Origin of the sequence: Rathayibacter sp. AY1B5, from assembly GCF_002932795.1 — a bacterium.
Classification (GTDB): domain Bacteria; phylum Actinomycetota; class Actinomycetes; order Actinomycetales; family Microbacteriaceae; genus Rathayibacter.
On record NZ_PSWM01000010.1, the window covers coordinates 55,686 to 79,992 of the forward strand.

Genomic DNA, 24,307 nt, shown 5'->3' on the forward strand with positions numbered 1-24,307 from the left:
GATCAGATCTCCTGGGCGAAGTTGCCCTCGAGGCGGCGGAAGATCCGGTGGCCGATCCACACGAACACCAGCCCGACGACGAGGACGATGAGAAGGCGCAGCTCCATGTCCGGCGGCCACACCTGGGGGGCGATCTCGGTGCCGTCGATGATGCTGACGCGCGAGCCGTCGCCCCAGATCGCACGCTGGAAGGCCAGGATCGCGTTCGAGATCGGGTTGATCAGGTAGAGCTGCTCGGCCCAGCCGTGGCCGGCACCCGTGGAGGCGGCGACGACGAAGTTCCACGCGTAGACGATGGGGGAGAGCCAGAAGAAGATCTGCAGCCCCACCTCGACCAGGAACTGGACGTCGCGCAGGTAGACGTTGAGGGCCGACAGAGCCAGTGCCAGCGCGAGGCCGTACACGAGCACGATCGCCAGCGCGGGCACGATGTAGAGGAGCTGGACGCCGAAGATCAGCGAGCCCGTGAGGACGGCTCCCGCGATCAGGACGACGAACTGCACCCCGAAGTTGAACAGGGCCGAGCCGATGGCGGCCACCGGGAAGATCTCCCGCGGCAGGTACACCTTCTTGATCAGTCCGCCGTTGCCGAGGATCGACGTGGTGCCCGCGGTCACGATCTCGCTGAACAGGCCCCAGAGGGTGAGCCCCGAGAAGACGAAGATCGCGAAGTTCGGGACGCCGCGCGAGGCCCCGAGGATCTGGCCGATCGCCACGTAGTAGATGAGGAGCATGATCAGCGGCCGGACGAGGCTCCAGACGAATCCCAGGCTGCTGTCCTTATAGCGCGACTTCAGCTCACGCCCGACGAGCAGGCGGAGCAGCTCGCGGTGCCGCAGGATCTCGGCGAGGGAGGCGACGAAGCCGCCCGAGCCGCCGCCGACGGCCGACGTGGTGCCGGCGATCTGGAACGGCTCGTCGGCGATCGCGCGCGCGCGATCCACAGCTTTGCTGGGCATGGAACTCCAAGCTCTCGGCCTCCGCCGGGCGACGGACCGCATCATTATACGTGCGGCCCACCCCGGAGCCCCTGGCTGGCGTGCCGGTGCGCGGCGCATGGCGGGTAGTCTTGCTCCCGCTCGCCGACTGAACGACACGAACGAGGTGTTCGCCATGCCCACGCAGCCATCCGACGTCCCCCTGGACCCGGCTCCGCAGAGCGCTGGGGACCCCGCCCCCGTCCTCGGCGGCACCGGCGAGGACGCTCCTCCCGCTCCCGACCCGAGCCTCGAGTCGGCCGTCGGCGACGCCGCTCCCAGCACCGTCCCGACGGCGCCCGCGCGCACGTCCGGTGCCCCCGTCGAGCCCCGTCCCGCCGAGCCCGAGTCCCCGGACGAGGAGCTCGCCCGCCTGCGCGCGCAGGTCGACTCCCTCCTCAACGACCCCTTCGACGAGTGGGTCGAGCGGATCCAGGTGGGCGGAGTGACCGCCTCCGGCTTCGAGCGCACCCTCTCCTGGCGGGTGACGAAGCCGCTCCGCCTGGTGCGCACCTTCCAGATCCGCGTCGAGCAGCTCGGGCTGTCGGGCGCCGTCGGCCACAGCGCGCGCTTCGTGAAGCGCCGCCTGTCCGGTCGGGCGCGATGAGCGACCGGTCGCAGGTCTCCGCCGCCGGTGCGGCCACCGCGCGCGCCCACCGCACGGAGGCGATGCTGCAGCGGCTGGAGCAGGTCGGCGCGCTCCTCTTCGACGAGGAGCGGCGCGCCTCGCTGCGCACCCGCGGGCCCGGCCCGTACCTCGACGAGGTGGCCCGCGAGATCCGCGCGCGCCAGGACGACGAGCTGACCTGGGTCGCGCTGGTGTCGTTCACGGCCGCGTACCCGACGAGCGAGCTGTTCGACTGGTTCCGCCGCGCCCTCGAGCTCGCGCCCGAGGAGGCGGCGCTGCGCATCTTCCTCGAGGCGGGCTCCCGCACCGCGACCGGGTTCGCCGATCTGGACGCCCGCGTCGAGGTCGTCGCCGGGGCCGTCCTGATCGACGTCGACTTCCCCGCCCGGCACGGGCACAACACCGGAGTCCAGCGGGTCGTGCGCCAGACCGTGTCCCGCTGGGACGCCGAGCACGAGATCGTCCCGGTCGCCTGGGTCCACGGCTCGATGTCCTTCCGACGGCTGAGCGCGATCGAGCACGAGCGCGTCGTCGACTGGTCCTCCGCCGGGCGGCGCGACTGGGAGCACGGCGATCCGGAGCGCATCGAGTTCGTCGTGCCCTACCGCAGCGTCGTCGTCATCCCCTCGGTCCCCGACTACAACCAGTGCGGGCCGCTCTCGGCCCTCGCCGAGTACTCCGGCAACGAGGTGGTCGTCCTCGGCCACGACGCCATCCCCGTCGTCAGCGCCGACACGGTGCCGCCGGAGGAGACGGTGCGGTTCGTCAACTTCCTCTCCGTGGTCAAGCACGCCGAGCGCGTCGCCACGGTGAGCGCCGCGGCCGCGCTGGAGTTCGAGGGCTTCGTGCGCGCGCTCCCCGCTCAGGGCCTCACCGGCCCGACCGTCGTCCCGGTCCCGCTGCCCGTGGAGCTCCCGGACGGCCTGCGCTCCGAGGGCCGGGGCGCGTCCGGGCTGCCGCTCGTGCTCTGCGTCGGCAGCCAGGAGCCGCGCAAGAACCACCTCGCGGTGCTGCACGCCGCCGAGGTCCTCTGGCGCGAGGGCCTGCGGTTCCGCGTCCGCTTCATCGGCGGAGCCAACCCCTGGGCGCACCAGGTCTTCGATCCCCGCGTGCGCGAGCTGGTCGCCGCCGGGCGCCCGGTCGAGGTGCTCCGCGGAGCCGACGACGACGTCCTGATCGCGAGCTACCGGGAGGCGCTGTTCCTGGCGTTCCCGTCGCTGCACGAGGGGTACGGCCTGCCGGTCGCCGAGGCGCTGTCGATCGGGCTCCCCGTGCTGACCTCGCGCTACGGCAGCACGGCCCAGATCGCCGAGCACGGCGGATGCGTCCTGATCGACCCGGAGTCCGACGAGGAGATCACCGACGGGATGCGCCGCCTGCTGACGTCGCCGGAGCTCGTCGACGAGCTCCGCCTCGAGGCGGCCGGGCGGCCCGAGCGCACCTGGGACGACTACGCCCGGGAGCTGTGGGCCGCCCTGATCGGCCCCTCGGCCCTCATCGAGCACGAGGAGGCGCCCCGTGCGCTCTAAGCAGTACCTGGTCGACCGTCTCGCCACCCTAGTGCGCACCCTGGCCCCCTCCGTGGAGCCGCTGGGCAGCGTCGACGCCCTCACCGGCCAGCTGAGCGTTCTGCTGCCCGCCCCCACCGACCGCGAGGTCTGGCTGGTGCTCGCCGTCCTCCGCGGCACGCTCCCGCGCCGGGAGGACGTCGTCGACGGCCGCCGCCGGGCCCGGCTGGACGGCACCGCCGGCCTGCTCACCCACGCCGCGTCCACCATCGCCTCGAACCGGGTCTTCGCCCGCTTCCACCACCCCGAGGTCGAGGTGGTCGTCGGCGCGGTCGTGGTCGACGTGCACCACACCGCGCGCACGGGACTGGCCACGGGCATCCAGCGCGTGGTGCGCCAGAGCCTCGTCCGCTGGACGCGCGACCACGAGATCCTGCTCGCCGGCTGGGACTCCACCCACGAGTCGCTCGTCATGCTCACCCCGGAGCAGAGCCGGAACGCCGTCTCGGGCGACGTGCCCGACGCCGCGGAGGACCGCTCCCGCGTGATCGTGCCGTGGGAGGGCACCTACCTCCTGCCCGAGCTCGCCGTGGAGGACGAGCGGACGTCGCGCGTCTCCGCCCTCGCCGAGTTCAGCGGCAACCGCACGGGCACCATCGGCTTCGACTGCGTGCCGGTCACCACCGCCGAGACGGCGAGCACCGGCATCAGCGCCGCCTTCTCGCGCACTCTCGTCGCCGTGTCGCACATGGACCGCATCGCGACCATCTCCGAGGCGGCCGCGACCGAGTACTCCGGCTGGCGCCACATGCTCGGCAGCGTCGGGATGCAGGGGCCGGACATCCGCCCGATCCTGCTGCCCTCGCAGCCGGAGAGCGTCTCGGACGAGGAGCTGGCCACCGCCGCGCGCTCGCTGGTGACCGGCGACCTCCCGCTCGTCGTCTGCGTCGGCAGCCACGAGCCGCGGAAGAACCACCTGGCGGTGCTCCAGGCGGCTGAGCTGCTCTGGCGCCGGGGCGTGCGCTTCAGCCTGGTCTTCATCGGCGGCAACGCCTGGAGCAGCGCCGAGTTCGAGTACCGCCTCGAGGTCCTGGAGGGCCAGGGCCGTCCGGTCCGCTCGCTCTCCAAGATCACCGATGCGCTGCTCTGGAGCGCCTACCGCCTGGCCCGGTGCACGGTGTTCCCCTCGATCAACGAGGGCTACGGTCTCCCGATCGTGGAGTCGATCTCGGTCGGCACGCCGGTCGTGACCTCCGGGTTCGGCAGCATGCACGAGGTCTCCGCCTCGGGCGGCGCGCTGTTCGTGGATCCGCACGACGACCACGACATCGCCGCGGCCCTCGAGCGGCTGCTGACCGACGACGAGCTGCACGCGCGGCTCTCGGCGGAGGCGCTCGCGATCGACGGCGGCACGTGGGACGAGTACGCCGCGCGCGTCTGGTCGTACCTCGTCGAGGGCGAGGGCGTCGACGAGCGTGCCCGGGCCGAGCGGTCGGACGCGACCGCCTAGGCGTCCTCGGCCGCCCGCACGGAGAAGGCCCCCGCTCGAGGAGCGGGGGCCTTCCGCGTGCGCGGGAGCGGGTCAGCCGGAGCGGCGCGCCAGCTCGAGGTCGTTCTCGACCATACGGGCGACGATCTCCTCGAAGCCCACAGTGGGCGCCCAGCCGAGCACCTCGCGGGCCCGGGAGGCGTCCCCGCGCATCTCGGGGGCGTCCACGGGGCGGGCGAAGCGCGGGTCGATCGTGACCCGGTGCTCCCAGTCGTCGATGCCGGCCGCGGTGAACGCGGCGCGGACGAAGTCGCGGACCGAGTGCGCGACTCCGGTCGCCACGACGTAGTCGCCCGCCTCCTCGGCGCGTGAGGCGCGCACCAGGGCGTCCACGTAGTCGGGGGCCCAGCCCCAGTCGCGGCGCGCGTCGAGGTTGCCGAGAGAGAGCTCCGACTCGGCGCCCGTCGCGATCGCCGCGACTCCGGCGGTGATCTTGCGGGTGACGAAGCCGAGCGGCCGCCGCGGCGACTCGTGGTTGTAGAGGATGCCGGACGAGGCGTGCAGCCCCCGGCCGCGGTAGACCGCGACCAGGTGGTGCGCGAACGCCTTCGCGGCGCCATAGGGGGAGACGGGGCGGATCGGGGTCCGCTCGGTCTGCGGGTTCTCGGTCGCGGCCCCGAAGATCTCGGAGGAGGAGGCCTGGACGAAGCGGACCTCGCGGCCGGCCGAGTCCTGGAGCGCCAGCGAGGCCTCCAGGAGCGCGGCGACCGCGGTGCCGGTCACCTCGGCCGTGAGCACGGGCTCCTTCCACGAGAGCGCGACGGAGGAGAGGCCGGCGAGGTGGAAGACCGTGTCCGGCTGCGCCTCCGCGACGATGCGGCCGAGGCCGGAGGCGTCGCGGAGGTCGCCCTCGAAGGGCCGGACGGCGGCGGGCAGAGCGGCGTCGTCGGTCCCGCGCACGAGCGCGGAGACCTCCCAGCCGTCGGCGAGCAGGCGCTCGACGAGGTAGCCCCCGTCCTGACCGCTCGCTCCGGTGACGAGAGCGGCAGGCATGACTACTTGATCAGCGCGGACTGCTCGGCGAGGTCGTTCTCGACCATCATCGCCACGAGCTCGGGGAACGAGACCTTCGGCTCCCAGCCGAGGACGTCGCGCGCCTTCGCCGGGTCGCCGATCAGGAGGTCCACCTCGGCGGGACGCATGAAAGCGGGGTTCTGGGTCACGTACGGGGTCCAGTCCTCGATGCCGACGTGGTTGAAGGCGATGTCGAGGTACTCGCGGATCTCGTGGGTCTCGCCGGTCGCGACCACGTAGTCGTCGCCCTCGGGCTGCTGCAGCATGCGCCACATCGCGTCGACGTAGTCGCCGGCGAAGCCCCAGTCGCGCTTCGCGTCGAGGTTGCCGAGCTCCAGCGTCTCCTGGAGGCCGAGCTTGATGCGGGCGACCGCGAGGCTGATCTTGCGGGTGACGAACTCCGGGCCGCGGCGGGGCGACTCGTGGTTGAAGAGGATGCCGGAGGAGGCGTGCATGCCGTACGACTCGCGGTAGTTGATGGTCATGTAGTGGCCGAAGACCTTGGCCACACCGTAGGGCGAGCGCGGCCAGAGCAGCGTCTCCTCGCTCTGCGGGACCTGCTGGACCTTGCCGAACATCTCGGAGGACGAGGCCTGGTAGAACTTCACGCGCGACATGTCGGAGCCGGCGTAGAGGCGGGTCGCCTCGAGGATGTTGAGCACGCCCTTGCCGGTCACGTCGGTGGTGAGCGACGCGTTCTCCCACGAGTAGGCCACGAACGAGATCGCGCCGAGGTTGTAGACCTCGTCGGGCTGAGCGGCGGCGAGCACGCGAACGAGGCTCGAGACGTCGGTCAGGTCGCCGGTGAGCAGGGTCACCTCGGGGACGGTGCGGCGGACCAGCTCGTACTTGGGGTTGTTCTGCCCGCGGACGAGCCCGAAGACCTCGTAGCCCTTCGAGAGGAGGAGCTCGGCGAGGTAGAGGCCGTCCTGGCCGGTGATTCCGGTGATCAAAGCGCGGGGCACGTGGTGGTCCAATTCGTCGGGGTCGATGACAGCGGGTCACATACTACCCACGGGCCCGGCCGGCCGCCGGGCGCGGCGCGGTCCGCGGGTATCCTGGCCGGGCTTCGGACCGATTGGACGCCATGCCGGAACTCCGCCCCGTCACGCTCGCCGTGCTCACCGTCGACCCGGGCGGGATGGGCGGCGGCGAGACCTACGCGCGCGCCCTCACGCGCCTGCTGGCGCCGCGGCCGGGGGAGGAGGGGCCCGCCGTGCAGGTGCTCGTGCCCGAGAACGCGCGCGGCTTCAGCGAGGGCGTGCCCGAGGTCGTGGCCGAGGGGGTCGTCAGCGGTGCGGGCCACCGCCGCCGGGCCGTCGGGATGCTCCAGGCGCTCCTGCGCACGCCGCGGCTGCGCCGGCGCGTCGGCCGGGACGCGGTGCTCTACTTCCCCTTCACGGTCCCGCTCCCGTGGCCGTCACGGCGGCAGGGGCACGTGCAGATGCTGTTCGACCTGCAGCACCGCGACCTCCCGCACCTCTTCCCCCGCGTCGAGCGCGTCTTCCGCCGCCTCGCCTACGAGGCGACCGCTCGCCGCGCCGACGCGGTCATCACCATCAGCGCCTTCACCAAGGGGCGGATCGTCGAGCTGCTGGGCATCCCGGAGGAGCGGATCCACGTGTCGCATCTCGGCGTGGACACCGGGCGCTTCGTCGCGAATCTGGGGACACGGGAGGACTTCGTCTTCTACCCGGCGCGCGCCTGGCCGCACAAGAACCACGCCCGCCTGTTCGAGGCGGTGCGCCTGCTGCGGGCGGAGGGGCACTCCCTCCGGCTCGTGCTGACGGGAGGGGATCTGGACCGCCTCGGCCCGCTGCCGGACTTCGTCGAGTGGCGCGGCCACGTCACTCCGGAGGAGCTCGCCGACCTCTACCGCCGGGCCGCGGTGCTCGCGTTCCCGAGCCTCTACGAGGGCTTCGGGCTCCCGCCGATCGAGGCGATGGCGTCGGGCTGCCCGGTCGCCGCCTCCGACGCGGGCTCGCTCCCGGAGATCTGCGGGGACGCCGCGGTCTACGTCGATCCGCTCGAGCCGCGCTCGATCGCGGACGGGATCCTGGAGGCGATCGCGCGGACCGGCGAGCTCGGCCCGCTCGGCGTCGAGCGCGCCCGGTCCTTCAGCTGGGAGCGCTGCCGGGAGGAGCACCTCGCCGTGCTCCGCCGGGTGGCGCGGCGGCGCGGGCGCTGAGGAGGCCGGTCAGTCCCGCGGGTGCAGGAGCCGGCGCCAGCTCAGCCCCTGCGCCGCGCGCATCGCGCAGAGCACCACGAGCAGCCAGCCGGCGTCGAGCAGGATCGAGCTCTCGGCCAGCGCGGTGACCATCAGCACCGTCAGCACCAGCACCGGCCAGACGTGCACGACCGCCTTGCGCTCGGAGGCGATCAGCCAGGAGCGCCAGAGCGCGAGGCCGATCAGCACGACGAACAGGACCACTCCGACCGCCCCGACCTGCAGGGCGACGTCGAAGAGCGCGTTGAGGCTCGACGAGTGCGGGCGGCCCGAGAGGTAGTCGATGGCGGTGAAGGGGTAGAGGTCGGGTCGCCAGTAGCCCACCCAGCCCCAGCCGACGATCGGCGCGAGGTCCGTGAAGCGCCAGACCTGCTGCCAGAGCCGCAGCCGGAACTCGAACTCGCTGCCCGCGTTCAGGAGCTCGATCACCCGGTAGCGCAGGAGCCACACGGTGAGGGCGGCCGCTGCGGCGACTCCGAGCACCGCGAACTGCCGCCGCCGGCGCTGGGTGCCGTCGCCGTGACGCACCCAGCGCAGGGCGAGCGCGACGACGACGGCGACGGCGAGCACGCCCGCGCTCACGGCGGAGCGCGTGAAGAGGAGGGTGACCGCGGCGAGGGCGATCGAGGCGACGGCCGGCCAGCGGGCGACGGAGCGGGTCATCAGCTCCACCGAGAACGTGACGATCGCCAGCAGGCAGACCAGCCCGAGCTGGTTGCGCGTTCCGACCAGTCCCTGGATCGGCCCGCCGACCGCGAGCAGGCCCTCCACGCCGAGGAAGCGCAGCGGCTGGTCGATCAGCACCCCCGAGAGCACCTCCACGGCGAGCGAGGCGATCAGCACGACCCGCAGCACGTCGCCCACCGAGCGGATGATCTGGATGATGTCGCGCGTGAGGCCGATCGCGATCGCCAGGAACGCCAGGGCGAACTGGTAGACCACGCTCGAGACCGTGGCCCAGGTGTAGTCGCTCCACAGCACGCTGAGCGCGATCCAGCCGAGGAACACCAGGATGCTCGTGGGCAGCAGGCCCTCCCAGTCGAGCAGGCCGCGCCGCAGGACGAGCATGACCGCCGCGAGGGCGGTGAGCGTGGCGACGGCGGCGATGTAGCCGGGCCAGCCGATGAGCCCCCGGACCGCCGGGGCGCAGAGGACGGTGACGAGGGTGGTCTGGGCGAGGGCCGCCGCGAACTGCGGGGACGCCGTCGCGTCGGCGACGGAGGCGGGGAGCGAGGGGCGGCGGGGCCTCATCGCCTCGGGGAGGCGTCGGCGAGGGGGAGCGGGGTCGCGGCGAGGACCTCGGGCGTGTCGGTCGCCGGCCGCTTGGTCTGCACCGCGAAGAGGACGAGGAGCAGCCAGCCTCCCTCGATCAGGATCCGGCTCTCGAACAGCGACTGCGCGAGGAGGGCGACGACGATCAGCAGAGGAGCGAGGCTGACGGCCGTGTAGGGGAGGGTCGAGGTCGCGTCGCGCCGCGGGCGGTCGACGGCGCGGAACCAGGAGCGCCACAGGGTCGAGACGGCGAGCGCCGCGAACAGGACGAGGCCGACCGCTCCGAGCTGCAGGGCGACGTCGAGCCAGGCGTCGTGCGCCTGCAGGTAGAGCACGCCCTTGCGCTCGGCGAGGGTGTCGAACGGGGCGACCCAGGGAGCCCAGTAGCTGACCCAGCCCCAGCCGAGGACCGGGCGCTGCAGCGTGAGCGCGATCACCGAGTCCCAGATGTCGAGGCGGCCCGTGGCGTCCTCGCTCTTGCCGAGCAGGCCGAGGAGGGCGCCCCGGCCCGCGGCGCCTCCGGCGACGGCCGCCACCGTCAGACCCGCGGCGGTCAGGTAGACGGGGCGGCGGCGGGACTCGCCCCTCCGGCGCGCCCAGAGCGCGAACGCGGCCGCGAGGACGACGGCGACGAGGCAGAGCAGGACGGTCGCCGAGCGGGTGAGCAGGAGGGTCGCGACGAACAGGGCGACCCAGACCGCTCCCCAGCGCCGCCGGACCGAGCGCGCGGCCAGCTCGATCGCGATCACGATCAGGCCGAGCAGGGCGAGGAAGCCCAGGAGGTTGCGGTTGCCGACGATCCCCTGGACGGGCTCGCCGGTGAGGAGGGCCGCCTGCGACCAGTAGAAGGCGTCGGGCGTCGGTCCGTCGGCGGGAGGCTCGACGCCGAACGGCAGGACGGGCTGCCGCACCACGACAGCGATCACGAGCTCGAAGAGGAGCGACAGGCCGACGGAGAGGCGCAGGGCCCGTCCGAGAGCCGTGAGCAGCTCCCGGCTGGTCAGCGTGACGGCGAGGACGACGCCGCCGAGCGTCGTCGCGAGCTGCGCCGTGACGCCGATCGCGCTCGCTCCCGGATACGCGGACCACACCAGCGAGAGCACCGCGAGCCCGAGGAAGAGGACCAGCGACTTCGGTGTGCGGGCCCAGCGCAGGCGGGGGCGGGCGCGGACGAGCACGGCGACCGAGGCGCCCAGGAGCACGGCGACGACGAGGCCCCAGCCCCACCATCCGGCGAGGTTCCGCAGCGACTGACCGGCCAGCAGCACGGCCAGCACCGCCACCGCGAGCGCTCGGGGAGCGGCGGGGGCGGCGCGTCGGATCATGGCGACCAGTCTAGGGAGCGGGGGCGGCACGGCGGCGTGCCGGGCGCGCCGCCGCTCGCTCCCCGGCCGGGCCGCCCCCTCGGGGGAGACGGCCCGGCCGGGGAGGCTCAGACGAACGCGGCGGTGCCGGTGATCGAGCGGCCGACGATCAGCGTGTTCATCTCGCGGGTGCCCTCGTAGGAGTAGAGGGCCTCCGCGTCGGCGAAGAAGCGGGCGACGCCGTAGTCGAGGACGATGCCGTTGCCGCCCATCACCTCGCGGCACCAGGCGACGGTCTCGCGCATCCGGGCCGTCGCGTAGGCCTTCGCGAGGGCGGAGTGCTCGTCGCGCTGCTCGCCGGCGTCGAGCATCTCGGACACCCGGGTCGCCAGGGCGATGCTGGCCGTGATGTTGCCGATGCTCTTGACCAGGAGGTCCTGCACCAGCTGGTGCCCGACGAGCGGCTTGCCGAACTGCACGCGCTCCTTCGCGTAGCGCAGCGCCGCGTCGTAGGCGCCGATCGCGACGCCGATGGCCTGCCAGGCGACCTCGGCGCGCGTGAGCCGGAGCACCTTCGCGGTGTCGCGGAACGAGTTCGCGCCCTGCAGGCGCAGCGACTCCGGGACGCGGACGCCCTCGAGCACGATGTCGGCGTTCTGCACGGTGCGCAGGCTCTGCTTGCGCGCTATGGCGGTGGCGCGGTAGCCGGGCGTCGAGGTGGGGACGAGGAAGCCCTTCACCTGGCCGTCCTCCGCGTCCTTCGCCCAGATCACGGTCACGTCGCTGAAGGTCGCGTTGCCGATCCAGCGCTTCTCGCCGTCGAGGATCCAGTCGTCGCCGTCCCGGCGGGCGGTGGTGCGCAGGCCCTGGGCGGAGTCGGAGCCGGAGTGCGGCTCGGTGAGGCCGAAGGCGCCGACGACCTCGCCCGAGGCGAGCTTCGGCAGCCACTCGGCGCGCTGCTCCTCGGAGCCGGCGACGCCGACCGTGCCCATCACCAGCCCGTTCTGCACGCCGACGTAGGTCGCGATGCCCGCGTCCACCCGGCCCAGCTCGAGCGCCACCCACCCGCGGAACACGGCGGAGTTCTCGATCGCGCGGGTCTCGGGCCAGGAGAGGCCGATGACGCCGGTGGCGTGGATCCCGGGGATCAGCTGCCGCGGGAACTCCGCGCGCTCCCAGTACTCGTCGGCGATCGGCCGCACCTGCTCCTCGAGGAACGCGCGGACGCCGACCAGCAGCTCCTTCTCGGCGGGCGTGAGCGCCGCCTCGAACCCGTAGAAGTCGGCCCCCAGGGTCTCGAAGGTCGTGCCGTCCATGCTCTGTGCTCCCTCGCTCGTCGGTTGCGGCACGGCGACCGCTCCGACGGCGGCAGTGCTGCGCCTCCCAGCGTACGAAGCGCGCCTGCGAGTGCCGCGTCCTCTGGCGGAGAGCACCAACAGGCGGGCCCTCCTCCCGGGCCTGCGTTGTGGATCCTGCTAGCGTCGCAGCGGAGCGGCCCCGGCGCGTCCGGCTGAGCGGCTCGGACCCACCCCTCGGACGGAAGGCCAGCGCTCCCGTGTTCATCCCGATCGGCAACACCCCCCGCGACTACGCCTGGGGCTCGCTCACCGGCATCTCGGAGGCCCTCGGCACCGCGCCCTCCGGCGCCCCCGAGGCCGAGCTCTGGCTCGGTGCGCACCCGGGATCGCCCGCTCGCATCCTCGACCCCGCCTCCGTCGGCGCCGGCACGCTCGCCGAGTGGATCGCCGGGCACCCCGAGGCGGCGCTCGCCGGGGTGGAGGGGTCGGTCGATCCGGTCTCGGGCGCTCCCCGTCTGCCGTTCCTGCTCAAGATCCTCGCGGCGGGCGGGCCGCTGTCGCTCCAGGCCCACCCCTCCTCCGAGCGGGCCCGGCGCCGGTTCGTCGAGGAGGAGGAGGCCGGCATCCCGCGGGACGCCGCCGACCGCAACTACAAGGACCCGTTCCACAAGCCCGAGCTGATCTACGCGCTCAGCGAGAGCTTCGACGCGCTCTGCGGCTTCCGCGAGCCGGCGGACGCCCGGGCCCTGCTCGCCGAGCTGGCCGGACGCGCCCCGGCGGAGGAGGCGGCCGTGATCGCGCGGTTCGCCCGGACCCTCGAGGGCGAGCCCGCGGAGGTCCTCCGCGGCGCCGTCTCCTGGCTGCTCGCCGACGGCGACCGCGCGGAGGTCGCGGCGCTGGTGTCCGCGGTCGTCGCGGCCTCCGCGGGCGACGACCGGCTCGAGACGACCACGGTCCGCGACCTGGCCGAGAGCTACCCGGGCGACCCCGGCATCGTGCTCTCGCTCCTGCTCAACCGCGTCCGCCTCGCCCGCGGCGAGGTGCTCTACCTGCCCGCCGGCAACATCCACGCGTACCTCGCGGGCACGGGGGTGGAGCTGATGGCCGCCTCCGACAACGTGCTGCGCGGGGGGCTCACGCCCAAGCACATCGACGTCCCCGAGCTGGTGAGCGTGCTCGAGTTCTCGCCGCTGCCCGTGCCCTACCTCCCGGCCGAGCAGGCCGGACCGGGCGTGCGCGTCTACCGCCCGGACGTCCCGGACTTCGTGCTCGCGGTCGTGCAGCCCGAGTCGGAGGAGCCGGCCCGCGTCGCCCTGCACGGACCCGCCATCGCGATCGCGACCGAGGGCACGTTCTCGCTCGAGGGCGCCGAGGGCTCGGTCCGCGTCGAGCGCGGCGGCAGCGTGTTCGTGACCCCGTCGGAGGGCGCACTCGCCGTCACCGGACGGGGCACTCTCTTCGTCGCGACGGTCTGACCCCGGACGCTCCCGCGACCGCGGTGCCGGCCGCTCAGGCGGCGAACGTGCGGCGGTAGGCCGCGGGAGTGGTCGACAGGATGCGCGTGAAGTGGTGGCGCATCACCGCGGCCGTGCCGAAGCCGACCTGCGCGGCGATCGCCTCGAGGGTCAGCTCCGTCTCCTCCAGCAGCACCTGGGCCCGGAGGAGGCGCTGGCGGGTGAGCCAGGCGAGCGGAGTCGTGCCGAGGTCGGCGCGGAAGCGGCGCGCGAAGGTGCGGGGAGCCATCAGGGCGCGACGGGCGAGCGCCTCGATCGAGAGGTCCTCGTCGAGGTGCTCCAGCATCCACTCGGTGACCTCGGCCAGCGAGTCCGCGCGCGCCTCGGGAACGGGGGTCCGCAGGAACTGCGCCTGCCCGCCGTGGCGCTGCGGGGGCACGACCATCCGCCGGGCGACGACGCCCGCCGCCGTCGCGCCCAGCTCCTCGCGCACCACGTGCAGCGCCGCGTCGATCCCGGCCGCGGTGCCCGCACTCGTCACGATGCGCCCCTCCTGCACGTAGAGGACCTCCGGGTCCACCGTGACGGAGGGGAAGCGCCGGGCGAGCTCTGCGGCGTGCATCCAGTGGGTGGTCGCGCGCCGGCCGTCGAGCAGGCCCGCCTGCGCCAGCGTGAAGGCCCCGCTGCAGACGCTGAGGATCCACGCGCCGCGCTCGTGGGCCTCGCGGAGGAGGTCGAGCACCCGCTCGTCGGCGGGCCCGCGTCCGTGGGCGGGGACGGCGATCAGGTCCGCGTCCCGGGCCGTGTCGAGACCATCGGCGATCAGCAGGTCGAACCCGAGGCTCGTCCGGACGGGGCCCGGATCGGGAGTGGCGATCCGGAAGTCGAGGGCGGGACCTCCGTCGGCGCCGCGATCGATCCCGAACACCTCGCAGACGACCCCGAACTCGAACGGCGCGAGGCCGGGCAGGGCGAGGAGGGCGACGGAGCGGAGCACGGCGGCAGGATATCGCTCCCCATCGTGATCCGGCCGATCCGTCCCGTCGATCCCCGCCGCTAGGGTGTCTTCCGGCGCGCGCAGTCGCGGGCCCGCACCGAGGAGGATCCACATGGCATGGCTGGTCACCGGGGGAGCCGGGTACATCGGGGCGCACGTGGTGCGCGCGTTCTCGGAGCAGGGCATCGACCCCGTCGTCCTCGACGACCTCTCGTCGGGGCACGCGTCGTTCGTGCCCGAGGGCGTCCCGTTCCATCAGGGCTCGATCCTCGACGAGGCCCTGCTCGACCGCGTGCTCGCCGAGCACGACATCGAGGGCGTCGTCCACGTCGCCGGGTTCAAGTACGCCGGCGTCTCGGTGCAGCGCCCCCTGCACACCTACGAGCAGAACGTCACCGGCACCCTGCGCGTGCTGGAGGCGATGGAGCGCGCCGGGGTCTCCTCGATCGTCTTCTCCTCGAGCGCTGCCGTCTACGGCGCGGTCGACGTCGAGATCGTCACCGAGGACACCCCCAAGAGTCCGGAGTCGCCCTACGGCGAGTCGAAGCTGATCGGCGAGTGGCTGCTCGCGGACGCGGGGCGCGCGCACGGCGTCCGGCACGCCTCCCTGCGCTACTTCAACGTCGTCGGGTCCGGCTACCCGGACGTCTACGACACGAGCCCCCACAACCTCTTCCCCCTCGTCTTCGAGGCGCTGCTGGAGGGCCGCACGCCGAGGATCAACGGCGACGACTACCCGACGCCGGACGGCACCTGCGTCCGCGACTACATCCACGTCGCCGACCTGGCGCTCGCGCACGTCGCCGCGGCGCGCCGCCTGGCCGCCGGGGAGCCGATCGACCCGGTCTACAACCTGGGCAGCGGATCCGGGGCCTCCGTCGGCGAGATCATGCGCGCGATCGCCGACAGCACCGGCATCGCCTTCACGCCCGAGGTCGTCCCGCGGCGGCCGGGCGATCCGCCCCGCATCGTCGCCTCCGGCGAGACGGCCGCCCGCGACCTGGGCTGGGAGATGCGGCACACCGTCGCCGAGATGGTGGAGAGCGCCTGGCGCGCACGGAGCGCCGCGACCGCCTGACCGGATCTCACGTTCGCGACACGCCGGTGTGTCGTGAACCCTCCACGGCGGGTTGAGGGTTTATGGTCCGCGACTTGACCTGAGCGAATGACACCGCTGTAATTACCTAGGCAGCGGCTCCGGGAGGAGCGGCCGCCGATCATCGGTTCGCAGGCGGGGTAGGAGACGGCATGACGCTTCCGGAACAGCACTCCGGAGTCCCCGAGGACTGGTTCGTCGATCCGGTCCGCCTGGGCGTGCCCGGGGTCCGACCCGGAATCGACACCGCGACCGAGGCGCCGGGGGGTGCGCTCTCCTGGCAGGTCGACTCGCTCTGCGCGCAGACCGACCCCGAGGCCTTCTTCCCCGAGAAGGGCGGCTCGACCCGCGACGCCAAGAAGATCTGCACGTCGTGCGAGGTCCGGGCGCAGTGCCTCGAGTACGCGCTCGAGAACGACGAGCGCTTCGGCATCTGGGGCGGCCTGTCCGAGCGCGAGCGCCGGAAGCTGCGCCGCCGGGCGTAGTCACCTCCTCGCCGTGACCCGTTCGACGGGGCGGCGAGCCGCAGGCGGGCGGCGCGGCGGCATCGCTTAGGGTGGTCCGCGATGTATCCACGAGTCACCGCCGTCCTCGTCGCGCGCAACGGCGCGGCCTATCTGGAACGAACCCTCGCGGCCCTGCGGGCGCAGACCCGTCAGCCCGACGCGACGGTGTTCGTCGACGGCGGCTCGAAGGACTCGACCGACGAGCTCCTCGCGTCCTGGGGCCCGACGCAGCTCGTGCAGGTCGCCGAGCACCTCCCCTTCGGCCAGGCCGTGGCGCGCGCGGTCCGCGTGATGCAGCCGCCGGCCGGAGAGGACGAGTGGCTGTGGCTGCTCGCGCAGGACTCCGCCCCCGAGCCCGGAGCCCTCGCGGCGCTGCTGGGAGCGGTCGAGGTCGCCCCCTCCGTCGCGGTCGCCGGCCCCAAGATCATGGACTGGACGCGCTCGGGCTACATCCGCAGCTACGGCGAGTCGATCACCAAGCACGGCACGACCGTCCACCTCGTCGAGGACGAGCTCGACCAGGGCCAGCACGACTCCACGCCCGACGTCCTGGCCGTCGCCGCCGGCGGCATGCTCGTGCGCCACTCCCTCTGGGAGGAGCTCGGCGGCTTCGACCCCGGCCTGCCGGTCGTGGACGACGCCCTCGACTTCTCGATCCGCACCCGGCTCGCCGGGCACCGGGTCAGCCGTGTGCCGGACGCCCGCGTCACCACCGCCCGCATCGGGCTGCAGCGCCCCGACGGCCGCCGCATCGACAGCGGGGAGCGGCGCCGCACGCGCCAGCACCGCACCGCGCAGCTGCACCGCCGGCTCGCCTACGCGCCCGTCGTGCTCCTCCTCCTGCACTGGCTCTCGCTCGTCCCCCTGGCGATCGGCCGCGCGGTCGTGCGCCTGCTGCGCAAACAGCCGGGGCTGGTCGGAGGAGAGCTGCTCGCAGCCCTCGTCGTCGCCTTCGGGGGGACGAAGGTGCTCCGGGCCCGCACGGTGCTGCGCTCGTCGAAGAACGTGGGGTGGAAGGCCGTCGCGCCGCTGCGCATCCCGCTGGACGTGGTGCGGCAGCTGCGCTCGGTGCGCCACGACGCGGTGCGCGTGCAGGCCGGGCGGGACCGCCATCCTCTGCACTTCTTCCAGGGCGGGGGAGTGTGGGTCGTCCTCGTCGCGGCGCTCGCCGGCCTGGTGATCTACACGCCGCTCCTCGCCGCTCCCGCGCTCAGCGGCGGCGGTCTGCTGACGCTCTCGCCGACCGCCGGCGAGCTGTGGCGCAACGCGGCCTACGGCTGGCGCGATCTCGGATCCGGGTTCATCGGCGCGGCGGACCCGTTCGCCGCCGTCCTCGCGGTGCTCGGCTCGCTGACGTTCTGGTCGCCCAGCTACTCGATGGTGCTGCTCTACCTCGTCGCACTCCCCGCTGCCGCCCTCGGCGCCTGGCTGATGATCGCGCGGCTCACCCCGCGCGCGACCGCCCGCGCCGCCGGAGCCCTCGTCTACGTCCTCGCCCCGGCCTTCTTCGCCGCGCAGGCCGACGGACGCCCCGCCCCCCTGCTGGTGCACGTGCTGCTGCCCTGGCTCTTCTTCGCCGGGTTCGGCGCGTACCGCTCGTGGTCCGCCTCCGCGAGCGCCTCGATCCTGGCCGCGGCCGTCGTGGCGTGCGCGCCGGTGCTGGCCGTGCCGCTCCTGGTGATCTGGCTCGTCGTCGTCGCGACCTCGGGGCGGCGGATCGGCCGTTTCCTCGGCCTGCCGATCCCTGCGGCGGTCCTGCTCTTCCCGCTGGTGGTCGCCCGCGCACCGCGAGGCGACTGGCTCGGAGTCCTCGCCGATCCGGGCGTCCCGCTGCCCTCCGCGCAGTCGGACTTCGTCGCGCTGCTCGCCGGCTTCCCGGCCGGTCCGCCCGACGGATGGCTCGCGTTCCTCGGCGGCCTGGGGATCGGTGCCTCCGCCGCCCCGCTGGTCACGGCCGTGCTCGTCGTGCCGCTGGTCGTCGCGGCGCTGGCCGCCCTCCTCCTCCCGAACAACCTCTCGGCCCTCGGCGGAGTCGGCGTCGCGGCGGCCGGTCTGGTGACCGCCTCGCTCGCCCAGGGCGTACAGGTCGCGACCACCGGCTCCGAAGCGGTCTCCGTCTGGAGCGGCACCGGTCTCAGCCTCTACTGGCTCGGCCTGGTGATCGGCACGTCGCTCTCGCTCGCCGCCGTGCGCTCGGTGCGCGTGGTGCCGGCGCTCGTCGTCACGGCCGCCGCAGCAGCACTGGTCGGTCCGCTCGCTGTGGCCTTCCCGACCGGTGCCGGCACCTCCGTGTCGACCACGTCGGACCGCTCGCTTCCCGCCTATGTGGCGGCCGAGGCCCAGAACGACCCGCGGGTGGGCACGATCGTGCTCGTTCCACAGGCGGACGGCGGCGTCCTCGCCCGCCTGGAGCGAGGGGCGGGCGCGACCCTCGACCAGCAGTCGACCCTCGCGAACACCGGCGCCGAGAGCACGGACGCGATCGACGAGCTGGCGGGCAACCTCGTCTCGCGGACGGGCTACGACGTCCCCGCTGCGCTCGAGAGCCTCGGCGTGCGCTTCGTCGTGCTGACCGAGCCGGCCGGCACCCAGGTCGGTGACGCGGCCGCCGCCGTGCGTGCGCGGGCGGCCGTCTCCCTCGACGGCAACGCGGCCTTCTCGGCCGTCGGCGACACCCGCTACGGGCTCCTCTGGACGGCCGTCGACACGGAGGGGACCCGCACCGAGGCCGCTCCGTCCGGCGTGGTCGGACCCTTCGGGATCGCCTACACGATCGCCCTCCTCCTCGTCTTCGTCGTCGCGCTCCTGCTGGCGGTGCCCACCGGGCTCTCCCTCGAGCGGGGCCGCTCCAGCGGCGCGGTCGCCGGGATCGACGACGAGCCGGGCGAAGCCACCGGCCAGTTCGACGACGGGAACGACGATGTCTGACCCCGCCGACCAGGAGAAGCAGATGCCCGAGTCCTCCGCCCGCCGTTCCCGCGCGGAGCTCCGCGCCGACCGCGCCGCGGCCTCGGCCCCCGATCGCGCCCCGTCGGCCGCCCGTCGGCGCCGGACGGCCCTGCGCGGCGCCGTGGGCGCGGCCGGAGTCGTGATCGCCGCGGCCGCCGTGGTCGTGCCCCAGCTCCTCCCGTCCCCCCTGGTCTCGAGCGCCGCGGAGGGCGTCGTCGTGACGCCCGTCGCGGCCGACAGCTCGCTGGTCTGCGGCGGCGATCTGATCGACGCCGGAGAGCCGGAGCAGCTGCGCGCCCTCGACGGCGCGGCGACCGCGGTCCGGCCCGAGGGCTCCACCTCCGACCCCACGGTCCTCGACGAGGACGACGTCGCCGCACCGGGCACCGGCATCACCGGTCTGAGCGTGCCCGCGGGCTCCGACCCCGCCCCGGGCGGAGCCACCGTCCAGGCCATCGGGACGGACACCCTCTCCGGACTGTCGGCCCGCGCCTGCGCCGAGCCCTCGGCCGACAGCTGGCTCGTGGCCGGCTCGACCGACGTCGGGCGCACCTCGGTGCTGATCCTGGCGAACCCGAGCGAGGTCGCCTCCACCGTCGACCTCACGCTCTTCTCCGAGACCGGCACCGTCCAGGCCACCGGCGCCACGGGCGTCGTCGTTCCGGCCGGAGCGGTCCGGGCGCTCCCGCTCGCGGGGCTCGCTCCCGGAGTCGTCCAGCCCGTCGTGCACGTGACCGCCCGGGGCGGCGAGGTCGCCGCGAGCCTGCAGAGCAGCGCCATCTCCGGCCTCACCCCGGAGGGCGTCGAGACCACCGGACCCTCCGCCGGCCCGGACACGCTCGCCGTGATCGCCGGCTTCACCGTCACGTCGCCTCCGGCGGAGACCGCGAGCGACGACGGCAGCGGCGGCGCGGGCAGCCCCGTGCTGCGCATCCTCACCCCCGGCGACGCCGACAGCACGGTCTCGGTCGAGGTGACCAACGAGGACCCGAGCGGGTCCGGCGCCTCCACCCAGGTCGTCGTCCCGGCCGGTCTCGTCGGCGAGGTCCCGCTCACGGGCCTGGCGGACGGCTCCTACCGCATCGTCCTGCGGGCCGACCAGCCGATCGTCGCGGCGGGGCGGACGACCTCGACCGGCTCGGCCGGGACGGACTTCGCCTGGTTCGCCTCCGGCACCGCGACCACGACGCCGTTCGGCGTCGCCGGCACGGGCGAGGGCGACGCGCGACTGCACCTGGTCAACGGCAGCGACTCGACCGCCTCGGTCAAGATCGCGTCGCCGGGCGGCACCCGCACGCTCGAGCTGGGTCCGTTCGCGGCTCTCGCGACTCCGCTGGACGGCGACGGCGCGGTCGTCAGCAGCACCCAGCCGGTGCAGGCCTCGGTCTCGATCGCGCGGGACGGGCGGATCGCCTCGTACACGATCGTGCCGCCGGGACCGCTCTCCTCGCCGATCACCGTCTACTCGCACTGAGACGCGGGGCGGCGGCACCCCAGTGGTGGCGGCGCCGCGAAGGTGCCGGCGCCTCAGGGGTGCCGGTAGCGGTCCGGGGAGATGTCCCACGGGTCGCGGCCGAGCAGCTCCGCAACGGCGCGGAACACGTAGCTCTCGATCAGCATGCGCTGGTGCCACTCGTCGCGGCGGTGCAGCTTCGCCAGGCGCTCGATCGGCACGCGGTAGAGCGTGATGCGGCGCGCGGCGTGGTCGACGCGCCACCGGGCGATGCCCGTGCCCTGCAACCGGTCGGGATCGACGTCGGGAGTCGCCGCGACGTCGACCCGGATGCCGGCGAGCTCCTCCGGCCAGGTGCCGCGGAGGTAGTCGAAGGCCGAGCCGATCGTCGCCTCGAAGAAGTCGGAGCGGGTCTGCAGCAGCGGGAGGTGCGGACCGGTGATCGGCCCTCGTGCGCCGCGGCCGTGCCGGTCCCGGGAGCCTCCGCGCGACCCGCTCGTCGGGCGAGCGGCGGAACGACGAGCACGGGGCATGGCTCCAGCCTATTGCTACTGTGGGCGGCGATGACCGGACGGCACTGCTCGCGGACGGGCTGCCGCGCGCAGGCCGTCGTCACGCTGACCTACGACTACCGCGACTCGCTGGTGGCGGTCGGGCCGCTGAGTCCTGCGCCGGATCCGCACGGCTACGACCTCTGCGCCGAGCACGACCGGCGGCTCCTCGTCCCGCGCGGCTGGGAGACCGTCCGCTACGGCGCGGGGCCCGCCTAGGCCGCTGCCGCGCGCCTCAGGGGCGTTCGGGGAAGCCGCGCGGTGTGCTCGAGAGCACGGGGGCCAGCCGCTCGAGGCGCTGGTCGGACAGGAGCAGGGCGCGCTCCTCCCGTGCCCGGCGGAGGGCGGCCACGGCGAGGAGGAAGTCCTCCGCGGGCGCGGCGGGCAGCGGGGAGACGTGGACGGCGGTCTCGTCGGCCAGTGCGGCGGCGAGCTGCGAGCGCGAGGGCTCCGTCATGCCGTGGCGCTGGCGGAGGAACTGCGCCAGTCGGCGCGCCAGGGCGTCGGGGAGGCGCGCGGTGTCCGCCGTGACGGCCCAGCCCCGCAGCGGCTCCGGGATCTCGACGACCAGCGGCTCCGCGCGGGGGACGCGCTCGAGCTGGCTGTGCGTGCCCGCGAGGACGTCGCCGAGCCGGCGCGACCGGCGCGAGAGGAGGCCGACGACGGCGGCGAGCCCGCCGAAGGTCATCAGGATCTCGAGGACGCCGGTGAGGCCGCGGACGAGGGCGTGCCGGAAGCCGATGGAGCCGCCGTCGTCGCGGACGACGCGAGCACCGACGGTCAGCTTCCCGAGCGAGCGGCCGCGACTGGCCGTCTCGACGGTGACGGGCACGATCACCACGGCGATGACGAGGGCAGCGATCGCCACGGCGGCCGAGGCGGCGGGGTCGAGGCCGCCGTCCCCGGAGAGGGAGGAGACCAGCAGGAACAGGCCCAGCGCGAGCAGGAGCTCCGCGATCAGGTCGATGATCGCGCCGACCGCGCGGAGCACGAAGGAGGTGACGGGCACCTCGAGCGCGATCGCCTCGCCGGTGACCAGGTCGGCGTCGTCGAACTCGGTCCGCTGCTCCTCCACGGTGCTCCTCCCGGATGCTCGGCCTCGCGGCGTGCCTGGCTATCCTGTCAGGAGATGGACATCGACGCTCTCTCGGCCGCACGCGCTGCGCAGTGGACCCGCCTCGACGAGCTCTCGCGCAGGCGCCGCCTGACCGGAGCCGAGGCGGACGAGCTGATCGAGCGCTACCAGGCGGCCTCGGCGGACCTCGCCGCGATCTCCTCCACCGCCGGATCGACGGCCGTCGGGACGCGGCTGGCCGTCTCGCTCTCACGGGCCAGGGGACGCCTGACCGGAACGCGCGACGAGCCGCTCGCCGCGGTCTCCCGCTTCGTCGTCCTCTCGCTCCCCGCCGCTCTGCACCGGCTGCGCTGGCTGACGCTCGCCGTCGCCCTCGCGACCGCTCTGGTGGCGACGCTCTACGCGCTCTGGATCCTCGGCGACCCGCGCCTGCTCGCCGCGCTGGGCGACGACGAGGAGCTGCGGCGCTTCGCCCGGGGCGACTTCATCGACTACTACTCCGAGAACCCCGCCGCCTCGTTCGCCGGGCAGGTGTGGACCAACAACGCCTGGATCGCGGCGCAGTGCGTGGCCTTCGGGATCGTCGGCGTCTACGTGCCGTACATCCTGCTGCAGAACGCGCAGAACCTCGGCACGTCGATCGCGGTGATGTTCCACGTGGGGGAGGGCGACACGTTCTTCCTCTACATCGCGCCGCACGGCCAGCTCGAGCTGACGGCCGTGTTCGTCGCCGCAGCCGCGGGCCTGCGGATCTTCTGGGCCTGGATCGCTCCCGGCGCGCGCACCCGCGGCCAGGCGCTCGCCGAGGACGCGCGGAGCCTGTTCACGGTGGCGATCGGCCTGGTCTTCGTGCTGCTCGTCTCGGGCGTGATCGAGGGGTTCGTCACTCCGGCGCCCTGGCCCTGGTGGCTCAAGATCGGGATCGGGGCGCTCGCCCTCGGCGCGTTCCTCTTCTACATGATCGTCGTCGGCGGGCGCGCGGTGCGGGCGGGGGAGACGGGCGATCTCGACCGGTTCGAGGCCGGGTCGCGGAGCATCGCGGCCGGCTGAGCGGAGTCGGCTGAGCGCGGCCGGACGAGCGCGTTCGTCGGAGCGGGGTCGTCGCGGTGCGCTCGGGACCGACGACGGCCGCTCGCGCAGGTCAGAGCCGTCCGGCCGCCTTGAGCGCGAGGTAGCGGTCCGCGAGGGCCGGCGGGAGGGCGGAGGGGCTGCCGAGCACGACGTCCCCGCCGAGGCGGCGGACGGCGGCCGAGAGCCGGTCGACGTCCGCGAGCGAGCGCTCCGCGGCGGCGGCGGAGTAGACCGCGGCTCTGTCGCTCCGGTCCTCCGCCATCCGCTGCAGCTCGGGGTCGAGCGCGCAGGCGACCACGACCGTGTGCACGCGGGTGAGCTGCGGGAGCACCGCGAGGAGCCCCTCCGCCGAGCCGACCGAGTCGAGCGCGGTGAGCAGCACCACCAGCGAGCGCTGCGAGGCCAGGGTGCGCACCTGCGCGGGGACCGCCGCCCAGTCGGTCTCGATGAGCTGGGGCTGCACGGGGGCGAGGGCGTCCACCACGCGGGTCAGCACCTCCGTGCCGGTGGCGCCGTGCACGCGGGCTCGCCGGGTGCGGTCGAACGCGAGCACGTCGACCCGGTCGCCGGCCGAGGCGGCGAGGGCCGCCAGGAGGAGCGAGGCCTCGATCGCCGTGTCCAGGCGCGGCTCGTCCTCGATCCGGGCGGCGGAGGTGCGGCCCGTGTCGAGCACGACGATCACCCGCCGGTCGCGCTCCGGGCGCCACGTGCGGACGACCGGCTCCCGGCGCCGGGCGGTCGCCCGCCAGTCGAGCGAGCGGACGTCGTCGCCGCGGACGTACTCGCGCAGGCTGTCGAACTCCGTCCCCTGGCCGCGGATCATCACGCTGGTCCGACCCTCGAGCTCGCACAGCCGCGCCAGGCGCGAGGGCAGGTGGCGGCGGGAGCGGAAGGCGGGCAGCACCCGGACGACGGCCGGCGCGGCCCGCGTCGCCTGGCGGCCCGCCAGCCCGAGCGGCCCGCGGGAGCGGATGGTGACGTGGAGCGCCCGGCGCTCGCCGCGGCGGAGCGGCTCCAGGACCGTGGTCACCGCGCGGCGCTCGCCCGGCGGCAGGCGCAGGGACGACCGGGTCTCGAGGGCGCCGGCCGAGGGCTCCCAGGCGTCGCGGAGGACCCCCGTGATCCTCCTGCGGCCGGTGCTCGTGACCAGGAGGGTCGCCTCGGTCCGCTCGCCGAGCCGCACCCGGTCCGGCACACGCCGCTCGAGCACGACGGCACGCGGCGAGCCCGCGACCGCGACGTCGATCCCGACGAGGGCCGCCCAGGCCAGGAGCCAGAGGCCGAGCACGGCGAAGGCGACCTCGGGGCGACCGCCCAACAGGACGACCGGCACCAGGCCGACGAGGAGGACGAGGACGCTGCGTCCGGTGAGGTGCAC

The 24,307-nt window shown here is 74.1% G+C and carries 21 protein-coding genes; 11 read left to right on the forward strand and 10 right to left on the reverse strand.

What is annotated here, in order from left to right; all coding sequences use genetic code 11:
- Window positions 1-2: 2 nt before the first annotated feature.
- A complete protein-coding gene (locus tag C5D44_RS08505; protein ID WP_104275322.1) occupies window positions 3-959 on the reverse strand; it encodes an ABC transporter permease in 957 nt (318 codons plus the stop codon).
- 154 nt (window positions 960-1,113) lie between these two features.
- Here C5D44_RS08505 and C5D44_RS08510 point away from each other — a divergent pair, with 154 nt between their 5' ends.
- The 3 genes from C5D44_RS08510 to C5D44_RS08520 are packed head-to-tail and all read left to right on the forward strand — an operon-like array spanning window position 1,114 to window position 4,623.
- Complete coding sequence (locus C5D44_RS08510; RefSeq protein WP_104281392.1) at window positions 1,114-1,584, forward strand: hypothetical protein; 471 nt, start codon at window positions 1,114-1,116, stop codon at window positions 1,582-1,584.
- Complete coding sequence (locus C5D44_RS08515) at window positions 1,581-3,134, forward strand: glycosyltransferase (protein WP_104281393.1); 1,554 nt, start codon at window positions 1,581-1,583, stop codon at window positions 3,132-3,134. The genes C5D44_RS08510 and C5D44_RS08515 overlap by 4 nt, the downstream gene beginning before the upstream one ends.
- Window positions 3,124-4,623 carry a glycosyltransferase family 1 protein gene (locus C5D44_RS08520; RefSeq protein WP_104281394.1) on the forward strand — a complete coding sequence of 500 codons (1,500 nt, stop codon included), beginning with the start codon at window positions 3,124-3,126 and terminating at the stop codon, window positions 4,621-4,623. The genes C5D44_RS08515 and C5D44_RS08520 overlap by 11 nt, the downstream gene beginning before the upstream one ends.
- A gap of 72 nt (window positions 4,624-4,695) precedes the next feature.
- On the opposite strand, the gene C5D44_RS08525 is transcribed toward C5D44_RS08520, so the two are convergent.
- Together C5D44_RS08525 and C5D44_RS08530 are read right to left on the reverse strand one after the other, a co-directional pair.
- Window positions 4,696-5,655, reverse strand: a complete 960-nt coding sequence (locus tag C5D44_RS08525; protein WP_104275318.1) for a GDP-mannose 4,6-dehydratase — start codon at window positions 5,653-5,655, stop codon at window positions 4,696-4,698.
- Window positions 5,656-5,657: 2 nt separating this feature from the next.
- Window positions 5,658-6,641, reverse strand: a complete 984-nt coding sequence (locus tag C5D44_RS08530) for a GDP-mannose 4,6-dehydratase (RefSeq protein ID WP_104275317.1) — start codon at window positions 6,639-6,641, stop codon at window positions 5,658-5,660.
- 122 nt (window positions 6,642-6,763) lie between these two features.
- On the opposite strand from C5D44_RS08530, the gene C5D44_RS08535 reads away from it, so the two are divergent.
- A complete protein-coding gene (locus tag C5D44_RS08535) occupies window positions 6,764-7,864 on the forward strand; it encodes a glycosyltransferase family 1 protein (protein WP_104281395.1) in 1,101 nt (366 codons plus the stop codon).
- Window positions 7,865-7,873: 9 nt separating this feature from the next.
- Here the strand turns inward: C5D44_RS08535 and C5D44_RS08540 are convergent, their stop codons facing one another.
- The 3 genes from C5D44_RS08540 to C5D44_RS08550 form a co-directional block, all read right to left on the reverse strand.
- Window positions 7,874-9,154 (reverse strand): O-antigen ligase, encoded by a 1,281-nt coding sequence (locus C5D44_RS08540; RefSeq protein WP_104281396.1) that lies wholly within the window; start codon window positions 9,152-9,154, stop codon window positions 7,874-7,876.
- Window positions 9,151-10,500, reverse strand: coding sequence for an O-antigen ligase (locus tag C5D44_RS08545; protein WP_104281397.1), 1,350 nt, complete (start codon window positions 10,498-10,500; stop codon window positions 9,151-9,153). The genes C5D44_RS08540 and C5D44_RS08545 overlap by 4 nt, the downstream gene beginning before the upstream one ends.
- 107 nt (window positions 10,501-10,607) lie before the next feature.
- Entirely contained in the window at window positions 10,608-11,795 is a 1,188-nt protein-coding gene (locus C5D44_RS08550) for an acyl-CoA dehydrogenase family protein (RefSeq protein WP_104275313.1), read from the reverse strand.
- Between the two features lie 239 nt (window positions 11,796-12,034).
- Between C5D44_RS08550 and manA the strand changes: the two genes are divergently transcribed.
- On the forward strand, window positions 12,035-13,252 hold the full coding sequence (gene manA / locus C5D44_RS08555; RefSeq protein WP_104281398.1) for a mannose-6-phosphate isomerase, class I: 1,218 nt from the start codon (window positions 12,035-12,037) through the stop codon (window positions 13,250-13,252).
- Between the two features lie 34 nt (window positions 13,253-13,286).
- Here manA and C5D44_RS08560 read toward each other — a convergent pair whose 3' ends face one another.
- Window positions 13,287-14,228, reverse strand: a complete 942-nt coding sequence (locus C5D44_RS08560) for a GlxA family transcriptional regulator (RefSeq protein WP_104281399.1) — start codon at window positions 14,226-14,228, stop codon at window positions 13,287-13,289.
- Between the two features lie 112 nt (window positions 14,229-14,340).
- Between C5D44_RS08560 and galE the strand changes: the two genes are divergently transcribed.
- The 4 genes from galE to C5D44_RS08580 all read left to right on the forward strand — a co-directional run bounded on the left by galE (window position 14,341) and on the right by C5D44_RS08580 (window position 20,253).
- On the forward strand, window positions 14,341-15,306 hold the full coding sequence (gene galE / locus C5D44_RS08565) for a UDP-glucose 4-epimerase GalE (protein WP_104281400.1): 966 nt from the start codon (window positions 14,341-14,343) through the stop codon (window positions 15,304-15,306).
- Between the two features lie 170 nt (window positions 15,307-15,476).
- Entirely contained in the window at window positions 15,477-15,809 is a 333-nt protein-coding gene (locus C5D44_RS08570; RefSeq protein ID WP_104224145.1) for a WhiB family transcriptional regulator, read from the forward strand.
- Window positions 15,810-15,890: 81 nt separating this feature from the next.
- A complete protein-coding gene (locus C5D44_RS08575) occupies window positions 15,891-18,758 on the forward strand; it encodes a glycosyltransferase family 2 protein (protein WP_104281401.1) in 2,868 nt (955 codons plus the stop codon).
- Window positions 18,751-20,253: a DUF5719 family protein gene (locus C5D44_RS08580; RefSeq protein ID WP_146088009.1), complete on the forward strand. Its 1,503-nt coding sequence runs from the start codon at window positions 18,751-18,753 to the stop codon at window positions 20,251-20,253. Before C5D44_RS08575 ends, C5D44_RS08580 begins: the two co-directional genes overlap by 8 nt.
- A 53-nt stretch (window positions 20,254-20,306) precedes the next feature.
- Here the strand turns inward: C5D44_RS08580 and C5D44_RS08585 are convergent, their stop codons facing one another.
- A complete protein-coding gene (locus C5D44_RS08585; protein WP_104224142.1) occupies window positions 20,307-20,765 on the reverse strand; it encodes a metallopeptidase family protein in 459 nt (152 codons plus the stop codon).
- A 30-nt stretch (window positions 20,766-20,795) separates the two neighbouring features.
- Between C5D44_RS08585 and C5D44_RS08590 the strand changes: the two genes are divergently transcribed.
- On the forward strand, window positions 20,796-21,002 hold the full coding sequence (locus tag C5D44_RS08590) for a DUF3499 family protein (RefSeq protein ID WP_104224141.1): 207 nt from the start codon (window positions 20,796-20,798) through the stop codon (window positions 21,000-21,002).
- Between the two features lie 16 nt (window positions 21,003-21,018).
- Here C5D44_RS08590 and C5D44_RS08595 read toward each other — a convergent pair whose 3' ends face one another.
- A complete protein-coding gene (locus tag C5D44_RS08595; protein ID WP_104224140.1) occupies window positions 21,019-21,858 on the reverse strand; it encodes an RDD family protein in 840 nt (279 codons plus the stop codon).
- Window positions 21,859-21,912: 54 nt separating this feature from the next.
- Between C5D44_RS08595 and C5D44_RS08600 the strand changes: the two genes are divergently transcribed.
- Window positions 21,913-22,908, forward strand: coding sequence for a stage II sporulation protein M (locus C5D44_RS08600; RefSeq protein WP_104275307.1), 996 nt, complete (start codon window positions 21,913-21,915; stop codon window positions 22,906-22,908).
- Between the two features lie 91 nt (window positions 22,909-22,999).
- Here the strand turns inward: C5D44_RS08600 and C5D44_RS08605 are convergent, their stop codons facing one another.
- Complete coding sequence (locus C5D44_RS08605; RefSeq protein WP_104281403.1) at window positions 23,000-24,307, reverse strand: DUF58 domain-containing protein; 1,308 nt, start codon at window positions 24,305-24,307, stop codon at window positions 23,000-23,002.